At 71.3% G+C, this 15,467-nt stretch carries 12 protein-coding genes; 5 read left to right on the top strand and 7 right to left on the bottom strand.

The annotated features are described in order from the left end of the window. Positions 1-7: 7 nt before the first annotated feature. Entirely contained in the window at positions 8-1,255 is a 1,248-nt protein-coding gene (locus A3IC_RS66760) for an SgcJ/EcaC family oxidoreductase (RefSeq protein ID WP_020551455.1), read from the bottom strand. Positions 1,256-1,704: 449 nt separating this feature from the next. Here A3IC_RS66760 and A3IC_RS0118085 point away from each other — a divergent pair, with 449 nt between their 5' ends. Both A3IC_RS0118085 and A3IC_RS0118080 read left to right on the top strand, forming a co-directional pair. Further along, positions 1,705-2,640, top strand: a complete 936-nt coding sequence (locus A3IC_RS0118085) for a LysR family transcriptional regulator (RefSeq protein WP_020551454.1) — start codon at positions 1,705-1,707, stop codon at positions 2,638-2,640. A gap of 260 nt (positions 2,641-2,900) precedes the next feature. Further along, positions 2,901-3,257 (top strand): hypothetical protein, encoded by a 357-nt coding sequence (locus A3IC_RS0118080; RefSeq protein WP_158695993.1) that lies wholly within the window; start codon positions 2,901-2,903, stop codon positions 3,255-3,257. Positions 3,258-3,319: 62 nt separating this feature from the next. Here the strand turns inward: A3IC_RS0118080 and A3IC_RS0118075 are convergent, their stop codons facing one another. Next, entirely contained in the window at positions 3,320-4,510 is a 1,191-nt protein-coding gene (locus A3IC_RS0118075; protein ID WP_020551452.1) for a serine hydrolase domain-containing protein, read from the bottom strand. A 418-nt stretch (positions 4,511-4,928) separates the two neighbouring features. Between A3IC_RS0118075 and A3IC_RS0118065 the strand changes: the two genes are divergently transcribed. Further along, a complete protein-coding gene (locus tag A3IC_RS0118065) occupies positions 4,929-6,104 on the top strand; it encodes an epoxide hydrolase family protein (protein ID WP_020551451.1) in 1,176 nt (391 codons plus the stop codon). Between the two features lie 643 nt (positions 6,105-6,747). Here A3IC_RS0118065 and A3IC_RS0118055 read toward each other — a convergent pair. The 3 genes from A3IC_RS0118055 to A3IC_RS0118045 all read right to left on the bottom strand — a co-directional run bounded on the left by A3IC_RS0118055 (position 6,748) and on the right by A3IC_RS0118045 (position 9,076). Next, the gene (locus tag A3IC_RS0118055; RefSeq protein WP_158695992.1) at positions 6,748-7,944 is read right to left on the bottom strand and encodes a M48 family metalloprotease; all 1,197 of its coding nucleotides are present in this window, start codon (positions 7,942-7,944) and stop codon (positions 6,748-6,750) included. A 77-nt stretch (positions 7,945-8,021) separates the two neighbouring features. Continuing rightward, on the bottom strand, positions 8,022-8,546 hold the full coding sequence (locus A3IC_RS0118050; RefSeq protein ID WP_158695991.1) for a hypothetical protein: 525 nt from the start codon (positions 8,544-8,546) through the stop codon (positions 8,022-8,024). 59 nt (positions 8,547-8,605) lie between these two features. Continuing rightward, positions 8,606-9,076, bottom strand: a complete 471-nt coding sequence (locus A3IC_RS0118045; RefSeq protein WP_158695990.1) for a hypothetical protein — start codon at positions 9,074-9,076, stop codon at positions 8,606-8,608. Between the two features lie 239 nt (positions 9,077-9,315). Here A3IC_RS0118045 and A3IC_RS0118040 point away from each other — a divergent pair, with 239 nt between their 5' ends. After that, positions 9,316-11,679 carry a phosphoketolase family protein gene (locus A3IC_RS0118040; RefSeq protein WP_020551447.1) on the top strand — a complete coding sequence of 788 codons (2,364 nt, stop codon included), beginning with the start codon at positions 9,316-9,318 and terminating at the stop codon, positions 11,677-11,679. Between the two features lie 83 nt (positions 11,680-11,762). On the opposite strand, the gene A3IC_RS0118035 is transcribed toward A3IC_RS0118040, so the two are convergent. Then, positions 11,763-12,890 (bottom strand): acetate/propionate family kinase, encoded by a 1,128-nt coding sequence (locus tag A3IC_RS0118035; RefSeq protein WP_052173581.1) that lies wholly within the window; start codon positions 12,888-12,890, stop codon positions 11,763-11,765. Positions 12,891-13,433: 543 nt separating this feature from the next. Here A3IC_RS0118035 and A3IC_RS55105 point away from each other — a divergent pair. Continuing rightward, on the top strand, positions 13,434-13,916 hold the full coding sequence (locus A3IC_RS55105; RefSeq protein WP_020551445.1) for a pyridoxamine 5'-phosphate oxidase family protein: 483 nt from the start codon (positions 13,434-13,436) through the stop codon (positions 13,914-13,916). Between the two features lie 116 nt (positions 13,917-14,032). Here the strand turns inward: A3IC_RS55105 and A3IC_RS0118025 are convergent, their stop codons facing one another. Then, positions 14,033-14,884 (bottom strand): hypothetical protein, encoded by an 852-nt coding sequence (locus A3IC_RS0118025; protein WP_020551444.1) that lies wholly within the window; start codon positions 14,882-14,884, stop codon positions 14,033-14,035. Between the last annotated feature and the right edge of the window lie 583 nt (positions 14,885-15,467).

Genomic DNA, 15,467 nt, shown 5'->3' with positions numbered 1-15,467 from the left:
GCGGGGCTCAGATCGCCATCAGTGTGGTCTGGGCACTGCTGATCAGCCACCCGGACTCCGCCTCCGGCTCACCCCCCGCACCGGGCGTCCGGTCGGCGCCGGCGCCGGGCCGGCGGGCCAGGACGTAGGTCACTTGTCCCGTCCGGGCGGGCAGTCGGGTGTCCGGGCCCTCTCGCAGCGGCGCGTACCGGTTGTCGAAGACGTGCTCGACGCAGGCCACGATCGCCACGTCGGAGCCGATGAAACGGATGTCGTGGATCGAGGTGCGGCTCGACACGTCCGCCGGTGGCGAGGTTGATGCCCGGGTCATGGTGCGCTCCAGCGTCACCCGGTCCCCCACACGCCGTCCGTTGAAGTTGACGACGCTCACGTCGGGTGTGTGCAGCGGGATGAACCGGGCCGGATCGTTTCGGTACTCCTCGACCCGGGCGACCAGGCGCCGGATGGCGGCCACGTCGCGCCGTCGTTGCGGGTCGTCGTCCACCTGGTGTCTTCCTGTTCGGGGTGCCGAGAGGTGCGTCGGCGGGTCGGGTGTCACCGGGTCGATCGGTGCGTGGCGGGCCGGTTCCGGGAGCGAGCGCCGAGGCGGCCTCGTCGAGTCGGTGCGGCCGGTCCCCGCGGGCGCGGTGGCCGCGGGTTTCGCCGGCGCTCGTCCGCTCCAGCGGTCCAGTGCCGCGTACGCCGCCTGCCACTGCCGGTATGCCCGGCGCGCGGACCGAGGCAGCGCCGCCAGCAGCGCGGTGGCGGTGTGCTCGTCGGCGTCGTCCAGGAGCCAGGGCAGGATGCGGCACGCGTCCGGGGCGATGCGCTCGGCGTGGGCCCGCGCGAAGCGCGCCCGTTGTCGACCGCTCATCGCGGCCCGGATCAGCGGAAGCGCGGCCTCCTCCTCGTGCCGCAGATGTCCCCGAAGTCCCGCCACCAGCGCGCCGACGAGGTCGACCAGCAGGTCCGGACCGCTGTCGTCGGCGGTGGCCTCGTCGATGGCCGCGAGGAGCGGATCGAGCCCGGCGTGCTCCGCCTCCAGCGCCTCCAACACCGCCAGGTCGTACGGCCTGCCCGCCAGCGCCGTGCGCAGGACCGGCCACAACGCGGCGTCCTCGGCCTGCTGGTGGGCACGCAGCGCCGTCTTGAACAGATCCCACCCGGGCGCCGTACGCAGGATCTCCCGGGGGTCGCCGTCGGCGCGGGCGGCGGTGTCGGCGATGTGTCGCAATTCCCGGCGCAGCGCGTCGTGCATGGCGTACATCGCCGTCATGTCCAGGCTGTGGCTCAGGATCTTCCTCTCCTTTCGCTTCGTTGTGTCCCGTCCCGGTGTCCCGGTGCCCCCGGTCGGCCCGCGGGCGCAGCGCGCGGTGGCCGCGCCGCTCCCCTTCGGGCGAGGGGGAGCGGCGCGGCCACCGCGCGGGTCACCCGGGCGGCGGCGATCTGGTCCCACCGCACGTGGGGTACCTCGGCGTGTGGCGGGGTGCCGGCGACGGTCGGCACCGGGGCGGAGTCTGCGCACGGACGGGCATGGTCGTCCTCGGTGGGTCGGTTCGGGCGCCTGCTCGGGGTGCCCTGCTCGGGGTGGGTCTCGCGTGTCCGAGGGCCCGGACCCGGGCCTCGTTCGGACGGTTCCACCCTCCACCCGGCGGTGCGCGCCGATCAACGTAAGCTTCGCGGGCTGATCGATAACTGTGGAGTTATCGCACGGGAGGGACGGCCGTGGAACTGCGTGACATCGAGATCTTCCTGGCCTTGGCCGAGGAACTGCACTTCGGCCGGACCGCCGAGCGACTGCGCATCTCCCAGGCCCGGGTCAGTCAGGCGATCAAGAAGCAGGAACGCAGGATCGGTGCCCCGCTGTTCGAGCGCACCAGCCGGAGCGTGACCCTGACCCCGGTCGGGCAGGTCCTGCGCGGTGAACTCCAGCAGGCGTACGACCTCATCAACAGCGGGCTCGCCCGCGCGAGCGACGCCGCGGCGGGTGTGGCCGGGGTGTTGCGCCTCGGGGTGATGGGCGTACTCGGCAACGAGATGCGTCCGGTCATCGACGCCTTCCGGACCCGGTATCCCGGATGCGACGTCGAGGTCGTGGAGTACCACTTCGGCGCCCCGTTCAGCCGACTGCGCACCGGCGCGGTGGATTTGCAACTGATGTGGCTGCCCATCCACGAACCCGACCTGACGGTGGGCCCCGTCACGCTGACCGAGGGCCGCGTCCTCGCGGTCGCGACAGGCTCGGCACCCGCCGGGCGGAACGGCGTGTCGCTGGAGGACCTCGGGGACGTCACGGTCTTCGACCCCGGTCCCGATGTGCCCGACTACTGGTTCGAGGCCATGGTGCCCCGGCGGACGCCCGGCGGACGGCGCATCGCGCGCGGTCCGGCCGGGCGTACCTTCCACGAGATCCTGGCCCTGATCGCCGCGGGTCGGGCGGTCAGCCCGGTCAACGCCCATGTGCGTCGGTACTACACGCCTCCCGGCATCACGTTCCTGCCGATCCACGACGCGCCGCCCACCGAATGGGCGCTGGTGTGGGCCACCGCCGGCGACAACGCCCGGATACGCGCGTTCGCCCGAACGGCACGCTCGCTCGGCACCCGAGCGATCGAGGACGGTACCCCTGCGCAACCCGCGGAGCCTCGCCCGGCCGGGTGATCGCTCGGGCGCCTCCCGAGAGGCCGATTTCACCCGCCCGGACCGGAATTCGTGGTCCACTCGCGTGGCGATGTGATCCGCCTCCGGCTACGCTTCGGCGGCCGTCGCAGGTGTCGGTGTGGGCCGACCGGCCGCCGCCGAACCCGGTGATGCCCTCGTTTTCGTCTCGTTTGCGTATCGGACCGTACGGGGACTCCCGGCGTGCGGTGGACTCGGGAAAGCGGAACGGCCCGTCTACGGGCGTGTTCTTCGACGTGGGGATGGGGGAGGCAGTGACCGACACCTGGAACTGTGAGTGTCTGGTGGAGCAGGGCCGTGCGCGGGTGATGGTGCCGAGGGTCGTGGACGCCTCCGTCGCGCACCGCCTGCGCAAGGACCTCGTGGCGCGGATCAACGCCCTGAGCGACGACGTCGGTGAGGTGACGTTCGACCTGATGGACACGGAGGTACTGGACGAGGCGGGCGCGACGGCGATCGCATCCGCGTACCGGCACGCCTTCCTGCTCGGCCTGCGCCCCACCTGGCGGGCCGCGGCACCGGGCACACGCGCCGCCCTGCTCGGGGCGGACGGCGAACTCCGCACCGGTGAACACGCGTTGGACGCCCACCCCGGGTAGCCGGGTGCGCTCCGCCACGCGCACCCGGCCCACCGCCGTGCCGAGGTCGGAGTCGGGGTCGGCTACGAAGGCGACCCGGAGAAGACCTTCGCGAGGATGAGCTTGGTGAGTTCGTCGGCCGGGGCGTTGCCGTCGGGTGACTGATTGAGGTTGGCCAGGACCACGATGGTCGCGCCCGACTGCGGGTTGTACCCCACGAAGCTGTTGTAGCCGGGCAACTGGCCGTCGTGGCCGAGGAAACCGGAGAAGTCGGCGATGGCGAGACCGTAGCCGGGCGCGCCGGGTCGGTCGGAGGTGGGCACGAAGGTCAGCCGCTCGCGCTGGATCTCGGGGCTGAGCAGGGTGCCGGTGGCCAGTGCCGGGGCCCAGCGCAGCAGGTCGTCGACGGTGGAGACCGCGGCGCCGGCCGCCCAGGCCCACGAGGGGTTCGCGTCGGTGACGTCCTTGGGGTTGCCGGCCGACCAGTCGGCCCAGGCCGCGTCCTTGTCGGTGAGCACAGGTGCGGTCAGGCTCTCGACGTTGCCGATGAACTCGTAGCCGTGCGCGTGCGGCAGGGGCAGCCGGGTGTCGTCCGCCAGGCTGCTCTCGGACATGCCGAGCGGGCCGAAGATCTGTTGTTGGAAAAGCTCGGCGAGCGGGCGGCCGGTGAGCTTCTCGGCGATCAGGCCGAGCAGGACGGTGTTCGTGTTGGAGTAGTGGAACCCCCCTCCGGGCGGGAAGTACGACGGATGCTTGAACGCGATCGCCGGCAATTCGTCGGGGGTCCACGGGGCCTGCGGGTGCTCGTCCAGCGCGCGGTTGAAGTCGGGATCCTCGGTGTAGTTGTACAGCCCGCTGGTCATCTGGAGCAGCTGACGGATGGTGATGTGCTCCCCGTCGGGCACGTCCGGCCGGAACTCGGCCACCGGGTCGTCCAGCGACAACTCTCCCGCCTGGACGAGTCGCAGGATGATCGTCCCGGTGAAGGTCTTCGTGATGCTCCCGACCCGCATGTGGTCCTCGGTCCGCATGGGTGTCCCGTCGGCCAGGTTGCCGGTGCCCAGGGCCGTGGTCCACGTACCCCATTCGGGGGTGCGGATGGAGACGATCGCACCGGGCACCCGCAGCCGCTGCATCAGGGCGATCAGCTCGGGGGTCAGGGTCTCGGCGAAGGGCGGCACCGACTGCTCGGATTCGGCGGGTGCGTCCGATCGCACCGAGGTGGCCGGCGCCGGCGCGGCGGCCGTCAGGCTCAGCAGTAACGCCGCCGGCACCGCGACGAGTCGGACACGACGCCGAGGCGACCCGGTGTGGCGCGCGCGTCGTTCGGGAATCGGGAGCGGACGCGGCAGTCGGGTTCGCACAAGGGGTCCGTTTCGTTCGGGAACGAGGGGTCCCACAGATACCTCGCTCATCCGGCTCGCGGCCGATGTTGCGCCACCGGTGGGCGTGTTCGCGCCCGGTCCGCCCGGCGTCGGGAGGCGGGAGCGCACGGGTCGTGGCCGCGATCCGGTCGTCGTCGCCGTCCACGATCCCACCCGCCCGGTCGGCCGGCGGCCGGCCCGATGAGCGCATCGGCCCGCGCGTCGAGCAACCGAGCCGCCCCGGGCGCGCCTTCGTCGGCCGCGCCGGCGCGCACGCCGAGCGCGTCGCTTGCGATCCGGTGGTTGGCGCCGCGCTAGCATCCGTGCCATGTCGGATGACCCGCCTCGTCCCGAGCCGTTCACCTCACGGACGGCGCCCGCCGCGCTGGAGGATCTGCGGCAGCGGCTGCGTGCGACACGCTGGCCGGACTCGCCCGAGGAGGCCGGGTGGTCGCTCGGGACCGACCTCGACTACCTCCGCGAACTCGTCGCCTACTGGGCGGACGGGTTCGACTGGCCCGCACAGGAGGCGGCGCTCGCCCGGCTCCCGCGCTTTCGTGTCCCGCTCGGCGGCCTCGGGATCCACTTCGTGCACGCCCGGGCCGTCGCGCCGACCGGGCCCGTGCTGCCGCTGGTGCTCGGACACGGCTGGCCGGACTCGTTCTGGCGCTACACGAAGGTCGTTCCGCTCCTCACCGACCCCGGCGCGCACGGCGCCGATCCCGCCGACGCGTTCGACGTGGTCGTACCCGACATGCCGGGCTACGGGTTTTCCGATCGTCCCACCGGTGCCGCGCTCGACTCGATCGCCGTCGCCGGCCTGTGGGCCGAACTCATGGGTGTCCTCGGCTATTCGCGCTTCGGCGCGGCGGGCGGCGACATCGGCAGCCATGTGAGCCGCTACCTCGCCCTCGACCACCCGGACCGGGTCGTGGCCGTCCACCGTACGGACGCGGGCGTTCCCGTGTTCACCGGCGATCCGGCGGACCTGGCACCCGAGGAGCGCGCCTGGCTCGACGACGCCGTGGCCTGGGGCGGTACGGAAGGCGCCTACGCCGCCATGCACCGCACCAAGCCGCAGACCGCCGCCGTCGGGCTCAACGACTCGCCGGCCGGTCTCGCCGCGTGGATCGTCGAGAAACTCCGGGCCTGGAGCGACTGCGACGGCGATGTGGAGCGATCCTTCACGAAGGACGAGATCCTCACCAACCTCACCCTGTACTGGTTCACCGGGACGATCGGCTCGTCGATGCGTATGTACCGCGCGAACGCCGCGATCCCACTCACGCAGCTTGCCCGCCGGGTGGAAGTTCCCTCCGGCTTCGCGCTCTTCCCCGGTGACATCGTGCGCCCGCCACGGGCGTGGCTCGAGCGCACGACGAACGTCGTGCGGGTGACCGAGCCCGCACGCGGCGGGCACTTCGCGGCGTTCGAGGAACCCGAGCTGTACGCGGAGGAACTGCGCGCGTTCTTCCGGCCCTACCGGGCGGCGATGTCGCGGTAGAGCCCGGCGGTGTCTCGACAGCCCGGCGGAACGCGGCATCGAGGGGCCGACTCGCCTCCTTGGCCCACGGATGCCGCGCACCGGCTGGGCGGCCGACGGCCCCGGTGGTGCGCGCTACGCGATCCGGGGCGAGTCCGTGCGCCGGTGGGTCGGATGAGCGACCGGGGTCCGCGTCACCGGATCGCGCAAGCACCGGGCCGGCGCGGACCGGCTCATCCCCACAACCCCGGCCCCGGGCACCCGTCGGCCCACGGCGCGGCGTCGATCGAGCATGGGGTATCGGGCATGGGGTATCGGGCATCGATCCTGTGCCGTCCGGCGTTCCCATGCTCGATCCCCGCGAGCGAGGGACCTTCGCCCGGCCCGGCCGGGCCGAACGGCCCTGTCCGACACAGCGCGCCTGGAGCAGAGTCGGGCTTGCGCGCCGGCGCAGCAGGTCGACCCCGCGGAGATGGTGGTCGAACCCGACCGGCGTACCCACGATCGGCCCGGCCGCCCCACCCATCGCCCGGGTAAGCGGCCGGGCACTCGCCCCGGCCTTTGGCGCCGGTACGGAGCGAACTCGTGTCCGCATCCACTGCGTTCGCCATGGCCGCGACACGCGCCCGATCGGTCCTGAGCGACGCACCGATCCGGGTGCGGACTACGCCACCGGCGCTCGACCGGCGAGGACGCGCCGCCACAGCGGTGCGATCAGGGGCCACGCCAGGATCAGCGCCGCCGCCGCGAGCCACGTCGAGCGGTTGGCCTGCGCCCAGATCGCGATGTTGTGGCGCTCGGCCCGCAGGATCTCCCCGACATCCATCCGCAGTTGCCCGTATACCGCTGCGGCGGCGACCAGCTTCCAACCCAGTTGCAGCAACCAGGACGCCGGGAAGACCAGGGTCGCCACGAGCAGTCGCCGGGTACTCCCGCCGGCCACGAGCGCTTGGCGAAGCGCGTTCGGCGGATGGGTGATGCGTCCGCGTAGCCAACCACTCGGCGAGCCGGCCGAAGGCCCGGACAGGGCCCTGCGCACGGCCGACGCGTCCGCGGCTCGCACCGCGCAATGATCGGCGACCAGTTCCGCGCTCCATGACGCGGCGATCGGCAGGGTCACCGCCGCCAATACCTGCGCCGTGGCGGCCAGTACGAGGAACATCAGGTCGGGTAGAACCAGGGTCCAGAACTGGGACGCGGTGTGTCGTGCGCCCTCGACGCCGACCGCACGCAGGAAATCGGTGGCCTGCGCGACCCATGCCACCGAGACCGGAACGACCGCGAAGACCACCACGATCGTGATCCAGCGCCGCAACACGCCCTCGAACGGGCTTACCGCGCCCAGTGTCAGTGCGTCGCCCTCGTTGCAGTGCGAGAGTTCGTGGCGCAGGACGGCCTCGGCGGCGGCCCGGTCCCGACGCCACAACGGGACGAGTCCGCCGCAGATCGCGAGCCTGGATCCGACGACTCCGCGCGGGTAGACGAACGCGCGCACGTTCAGCCGACGCGTGTTGGCTCGTACCTGTACCGCCGGGGCGACCGTGTGCACGAACGCGACCATCTCGACCACCGCGCCCGGGCGTTCCGCCGCACCCAGGCGGTATCGACGCTCCACCACGCGCCGGCGCAGCGGCGCGCCCAGGAGGCTCGCACCGGCGGCGATCAGCAGCAGTGGCGGGACCAGGTCGACGACTTCCACGAGACGGATCACCGTCGCTCCGGAGCCCCCCGAGGAAGGCGGCGACCGCACCGCCAACAGGTCGAGCAGCGCGGTTCTCCAAACGGTGAAGTTGTCCGTGACGGCGAAGACGCACGCGTTGACGAGCCAGAACAACATCCAGGGCGGGGCACTCGTGTACACCGGTGCCCATCCTCGTTTCGTGGCGCGCGTGCGCGCCACGTGATGCGGCATGTCGGCGTCGATCGGCGGGCCGAGGCTCACGGTTCGGCGACCGGGTCGACCGTGTCCAGGAACGTACGGGTGCCCCGAGGATCGTCCAGGAGCGCCCGAAGCACGCGCCCGGCGATCAGTTCGCCGCGCTCGGGCTCCATGCCGGAATCGGCCAGCTCGGCCACGATCGTGTCGAACGTGCGGCTCAGTTCGGCGTGTTCGGAGCGAGCCGGTGATGCGTCGCCCTCGTCGGGGCGCCCGGTGTTCCCGCGTCGTCGATCCCGAAGCTCGATGACGTCGCGGACCAGCGACGGGAGGCTCGCGACGCCGCTGTCCAGCAGCCACCGCAGGAGTTGGCCGGAGGCGACCACGGCCGAGAGCACGAACGGAAAGGCCACCATCATCGCGCCGGGGTCGAACCCGCCGGGCACCGAGGCTGAGGAGCGGAAGAGTTCGTCCCGATCGCGCCCGCCCGCGATGTAGGCGTCCGCGACGTCCGCGGCCAGTTCCGCCTCGTCGGGAACCGCCGCCTCGGCCAGACGTGTGGCCCATTCGTCGATTGCGTGCCGCATCGCGATTTCCCCTCCCGCGTCCCGCCGTTCGGACGCGCTTTCGCTCATCGAATCCGGTGTCAGGGCAACTCGCTTCGGAACTCGATCGACAGCGCGCCCGGAACATACCTGTCCGTACTGATGACTTGGCCGGTGGCCACCTGCCCTGCGGGCACGGACGTGACATATCCGCGCAGGGTTGCCACGGTCGCTCCGTTCAGGCCGACCGTGAGTGTGAACAACCCGTCCCGCGTCGACTCCGCGCCGTTGAGCACCGTGACCGTGCCACCGAACGCGCCGAGCGGATCCGGGGTCGGCGTGTAGTCGAGCAGCGTCCACGCCCCATCGACCGGATGGTCCGTTCGGGACGAGGCGGGTGCGGCGGACGGTGTCGGCGGTACGGACGGTGCCGGAGGTGCGGACGGTGCGGGCATGCTCGGCCGGTCCGGCGACGCGAGGATCGGCTGCCCCGACAGGGGCGTGCCGCCCACCGGGTCACCTGCGGCAAACGAGAGCGCGACCCCGGCCACGATCACACCCGACACAGTCACCGGCGCGAGGAACCTGCCCCGACGCCACCATGGCTTCGCCACAGTCCGGCTCATACGGACCATCACACCGCACTTCGCCGCCCGATACCTCACTTTTCGGCAGATCTCCGTAGCTCACCGGGCCGGCGTCGGCCCGTGAGGGCCCGGTCCCCGTAGGGCCGTTCGGCCCTTCACGGTGCGCGTGAACGGCGCGAGCGTGGGAACGAAGGCAGTCCCGACGTCCCACGAGAGGTAGACCGATGACGATGGCGATTCCCGAAGTTCCGGATCTGACGGCGGTGGACGCCTGGTGGCGGGCGGCGAACTACCTCGCGGTGGGCCAGATCTACCTGCGCGGCAATCCGCTCCTGACCGAACCGCTGCGCCCCGAGCACATCAAACCGCGCCTGCTCGGCCACTGGGGCACCTCCCCCGGCCTGAACCTGATCTACGCCCACCTGAACCGGGTGATCCGCGAGCGCGGCACCCATGCCCTGCACGTCACCGGCCCGGGGCACGGCGGCCCGTCCGCACTCGCCGCGTCGTGGCTGGACGGCACCTACAGCGAACGCTATCCGGACGTGCCCCGGGACGCGGCCGGCATGGCCGCGCTGTTCCGCCAGTTCTCCTATCCGGGCGGCGTGCCCAGCCACATCGCCCCCGGCGTACCCGGCTCGATCCACGAGGGCGGCGAACTCGGCTACAGCCTCTCGCACGCCTTCGGCGCCGCGTTCGACAATCCGGACCTGGTCGTGGCATGTGTGATCGGCGACGGCGAAGCCGAGACCGGACCCCTCGCCGCGTCCTGGCACGGCAACAAATTCCTCAGCCCCCGCACCGACGGAGCGGTACTGCCCATCCTGCACCTGAACGGCTGGAAAATCGCCAACCCGACACTCCTCGCCCGCATGCCACGCGCGGAACTGGACGCGCTGCTCACCGGATACGGATATCGACCCATCCACGTCGAAGGCGACGAACCCGCCCGCGTACACAACGCGTTCGCCGCCGCCCTGGAGGAGGCACTCGACGACATCACCCGGCTCAAGGCGACCACGCACGGGCGCCCGAGGTGGCCGATGATCGTGCTGCGCACCCCCAAGGGTTGGACCGGACCACACACCGTGGACGACGTGCCCGTCGAGGGCACGTGGCGCTCGCACCAGGTCCCGCTGGCCGGCGTGCGCGAGAACCCCGAACACCTGGCCCTGCTCGAAACGTGGATGCGCTCCTACCGCCCCGACGAACTCTTCAACCGGGACGGCCGACCCACCCCCGTCGTGCTCGCCGACGTGCCCACCGGCGACACCCGCCTGGGTGCCCTGCCCGAGGCCAACGGAGGCACCCTGCTGCGGGAGTTGCCACTGCCCGACCCGAACACCTTCGCCGTCAAGGTGGTCGAACCCGGCGCCTCCTCGTCCGAGCCCACCCGGGCACTGGGCGAATACCTGCGCGAGGTCTTCGCCCGCACCGCGAGTCGCCGCGACTTCCGCCTGTTCGGACCCGACGAGACCGAATCCAACCGGCTCGGCGCGGTCTACGGCGCCACCGCCAAAGCCTGGCAGGAACCGATCACCGACCTCGACAGCCACCTGGCCCCCGACGGCCGAGTCGTGGAAATCCTCTCCGAACACACCTGCCAGGGCATGCTGGAGGGCTACCTCCTGACCGGACGACACGGCGTCTTCTCCTGCTACGAGGCGTTCACCCACATCGTGTCCTCGATGTTCAACCAGCACGCCAAATGGCTGCACGCCTGTCGCGAGATCGACTGGCGGCCACCCATCGCCTCGCTCAACTACCTGCTCACCTCCCACGTGTGGCGCCAGGACCAGAACGGCTTCTCCCACCAGGACCCCGGCTTCGTCGACCACGTGATCAACAAACGACCCGAGGTGGTCCGCGTCTACCTGCCACCGGACACCAACACCCTGCTGTCGGTGGGCGATCACGTACTGCGCAGTCGCGGCCTGGTGAACGTCATCGTCGCAGGCAAGACACCCAACCCCGACTGGCTCACCATGGACGAGGCGACCCTGCACTGCAACCGGGGTGCCGGCGTGTGGGAATGGGCCTCCAACGACGACGGCGACCCCGAGGTCGTCCTGGCCTGCGCCGGTGACGTCCCCACGCTGGAGACGCTCGCCGCCGTCGACCTGATCCGCCGTCACCTGCCCGAACTACGCGTACGCGTGGTCAACGTGGTCGATCTGATGCGGCTGCTCCCGGAGAGCGAGCACCCGCACGGCATGCCCGACGCCGAGTACGACGCGCTGTTCGGCACCGACGTCCCGGTGATCTTCGCCTACCACGGCTACCCGTGGCTGATCCACCGCCTCGCCTACCGCCGGCACAACCACGACCAGCTGCACGTGCGCGGATACAAGGAATACGGCACCACGACCACCCCGTTCGACATGGTCGTCCTCAACGACATGGACCGCTACCAACGGGTGATCGACGTGATCGACCGTGTCCCCGGCCTGGGTGCGCACGCCGCGACGGTCCGCCAGAGCATGCTCGACGCCCGCACCCGACACCGCGCCTGGATCGTGGAACACGGCGAGGACATGCCCGAGGTCCGCGACTGGACCTGGTCGGCCGACCCCTCCGATCACCGCTGACCCACGGGACACCGCGCCATCCGTTCACGCCGTCGCACGCCGGCGTGCGACGGGTGGCGCGTCTCCCGTGGCGGATCGGGCGTTCAGCCCACCGTCTCGCGGGTTTCACGGGCGATCCCCACGTCCTCGCGCGCGGTGACGACCACGGTTCGCACCGATGCGCCCGGGGCGCCGATCCGCGCGTCGGCCCGTGCCCGCGCGTTGGCTTCGGGATCCAGATCCACTCCCAGGAAGCCCAGTTCGGCGACCGCCGCGGCCCGCAGGGTGTCGTCGTGTTCGCCCACTCCCCCGGTGAAGGCCAGCACGTCCAGGCCGCCCATCGCGGCGGCCATGCCGGCGATCCGGGTGCGCACCCGGTAGGCGTAGATCGCACGTGCCGATCGGGCGCGCGGGTCGCCCGCGTCGGCGTCCGCTCGGATCGCGCGCATGTCACCGTCGTGCCCGGCCAGCGCGGCCAGACCGGCCTCGTGCTCCAACACCCTTTCCAGGTCGTCCGGTTCGATGCCGTTGCGCAGCAACCACACGAGCATGCCCGGGTCCAGGTCACCGGCGCGGGTGGCCATCACCAAGCCCTCCGCGGGGGTGAAGCCCATGGTGGTGTCGACACAGACCCCGCCCCGGACCGCGGCCAACGACGCCCCCGCGCCGAGATGGCAGCTGACCACACGCGCCGACGACGGTCGCAGACCGGCCAGTTCGCTCGCCCGCGCCGACGCGTAGGCGTGCGACAGCCCGTGGAAGCCGTACCGCCGCAGACCCCATCGGGCGCGCCACGCCTCGGGGAGCGCATAGGTGTGCGCCTCGGTCGGGAGCGTGCGGTGGAAGGCGGTGTCGAAACAGGCGACCGCGGGGAGGTCGGGACACAGGGCGCGGATCGCGTCGATACCGGCGAGCGCCCGGTCCTGGTGCAGCGGCGCGAGCGGGCGCAGCGCGGTGATCCGCGCGTACACGTGCGGGTCGAGTCGGGCCGGGCCGGTGAAGTCGGCACCACCGTGCACGACGCGATGTCCTACTGCCTCGACGGGTCCGGCCGCGTGCACGAACTCGGCGAGCGCCGCGGACGGGAACGCATCGGCCCAGCGCAGGTTCGAGGTGCACTCGATCGTGTCGTCCGGCTCGACCACCGACACCTTCAGGCTCGACGAGCCCGCGTTGACCACCAGGACCCGCCCGGAGCCGGCTGCCCGCGGTCGGGGTGCGTCAGCGTTCATCGCGCACCACCATGTCGGCCGGGACGCGCCACGGTTCGCGGCCGGCTGCGGGGCCGGTGGCGCTCGAACGACCATACGGCCTGCCCGGCTTCGCGCGGCGGCCCGGAAAACGATGGCAAGCGGGTGGGCGGGGGGTCTGAGGATGGGTCAAGCGGAACACGGCGACGGCCTCCCGAGGGTCCATGCGTCGATGCGGCTTTCAGGACACCGCATCGCGCTTTCGCGCACCCGGGCCGAACGGCCCGGGTCCTGGGGCCGTGCGGCCCTGACGCGTCCACGATGCGCCAGTCGGAACCATACCGATGCTCATCCGGCGACGGGGAGTCACGATCGCGCGGCAACCGGCTGTTGGTCCTGCCGGATCGGGCCGGTCGGCCCTGGTGCGCGCGTCGGGCACGCGACACGCTCGAACCACGGCCCCGCAGAGCACGCGCGTGGCCGAGCGCGCCGGCCGATCGGGCCCGGCGTCGACAGGAGGCGAACCGACCGACAAAGGGCCCTTCGGCCCTGGTCTGCGCCCGGTCGGGATTCGAGGGTTGAGGAATGAGCGAACATCCCGTCACGAAACGTGCCCTCGGCCGCCGGGAGACGTTGGATCTGATGGCGAGCGCACGGGTGGGCCGCGTCGTCGTCAGCGAGGGCGCGCTCCCGGCCGTCCACGTGGTGGCCTTCGCCCTGGACCGGGAGTGCGTGGTGTTCCGGGCTCCGATCGACTCCCCGCTCGCGAGGGCCGCGCTCGACGCGGTGGTCGCGTTCCAGGCCGACCGCATCGACCCGGCCGCACGAACCGGGTGGACCGGTACGATCACCGGCCACGCCTCCCGTGTTCGCGACCCCTCGGCCGTCGTGCGTCTGGATCGTCTGCTCCCCGAGGTCGACGGCGACGACGGGGAGCAGGCGTGGATCCGGGTCAGCTCGGAGTTCGTGACCGGTCTCCTCAGCCAACGCCGGACAACCGCCGGACCGTCGCCGGAACCCGACGCGCAAGGGGCACGCACGCCCCCGTTCACCCGGTACACGCGGTAGAGAGCGCGCACCGCGCGGACGGTCGGGCCGGCCCGAAGGCCGGCCCGACCGTCCGGACCACGGCGCCCGTCCGCGTCGGCTCACCCGACGCCCGGCACGCGGTGGTCTCGTCCCGCTCAGTCCTGCGGGATGTAGACCAGGCACGTGGAGAACGCGTTCTGTTGCACGCATTGGAACAGCGCGTTCCACCGACTGCTGTTGTCACCGGCCGCCTTGGCCAAGATGTCGGAGCACGACTCGTCGGACAGACCCCAAAGGGATCCCTCCGGCCAACCGGCCTGATTCGTACGCGCGTCGATCGCCGCGAGACAAGCGGCGGACGGGTTGTAGCGCTTGACCTCCGCCAAGAACTCCAGGTACTTGGGGTTCTGCGCCGAGGCGGCCCGGTCGTCCAGGGTCTTCCTGGCCGCGTCCTTCGCCTGCTGCGGCGCGTTCGGATCCTGGAGAGTCGCCAGCGCCGTGCCGGCCTCCTGCAGGTTCTTCTGGATCTGTTGCACATCCTGCGCCTTCTTCGGCCCCGTCTTCGGATCCTGGGCGGCCAACAACCCGTCACTGAGCCCCTCCAGGACCTTCACCGCGAGTGCGCGCTGCTCCGGCGGCAGTTTGGGGTTCTGGAGCTGCTTCATGGATTTGGCGAACTCGTCCGCCAGTCTCCGGTACACGTCCCGGTCCGCCGGCGCGATCTTCGGGTCCTGACTCAGTCGCACCGATTCGTTGATCCCGCGGATGAGTTTCGTGTACGTCGCCTTGTCCGCCGGCGATGTCGTGGGACTCTGGATGATCTTCAGTGTGTCGTTGATCGTCGACACGACCCGCGCGTACTGGTCCTTCGCCGCCTGAGGTGTCGATGGGTCCCGAATGGCGTTCAACGCCTGGTTCAGCCCTTCCCTCAGCCTCTTCTTCACGTCCTCCGGTACGTTCAGCGCCGCGATCCGCGCCTCCGCCTCCTTCTTCACATCCTGCGGCACCAGGCTTTGTGGCGCCTGGGGCGTGGTCGGCCCCCCCGTAGCGGGCCCGCTCGGCCCACCCGGGCTCGGCGTGCCCGGCGAGTTCGGCTGCCCCGAACCGGGCGTGTTCGGTGCCGGTGTGTTCGGCGCCGGTGTGTACGGCGCCGGCGTATTCGGCTCCGGGGTGTTCGGCTTGGGCGCGGGTGGTGTGTACGGCGGCGGAGGCGGTGCCGGAGTGCCGGCGGGCGCACCGGTCTGTCGAGCGAGGGTGTGAGGCGCTGCCGCGGCAGCGCTGGGCAAGGCGAGGGCAGCCGCCAGGCAGGACGTGCCAACGATGCGGGTGACCTGTCGCCGCGCGATTTTGGACATGATGATTCCAGGTGTGTTCCGAGGTGCTGGCTCTGCCGTTTTCGGCTCGGCTCTGCCACTGAGACGGCCCACGTTCACCGGAGACCAGGACTCAACGGTGCACACGTATCGACAAGGACAACTCTTCGCCCCCCAGCCGTCCGTCGCAACTCAGGCACCACACCGATCCCGGGTATTCCAAACAATGTCCGAAGCGGACGAGAACACGTCGTGGTAATCGCAGGAACAAGAATCG

Source organism: Embleya scabrispora DSM 41855 (assembly GCF_000372745.1).
In the GTDB taxonomy this organism is placed as follows: domain Bacteria; phylum Actinomycetota; class Actinomycetes; order Streptomycetales; family Streptomycetaceae; genus Embleya; species Embleya scabrispora.
The sequence above is the reverse complement of the archived record's forward strand: the minus strand, read 5'-3'. Positions and strand labels throughout refer to the sequence as shown.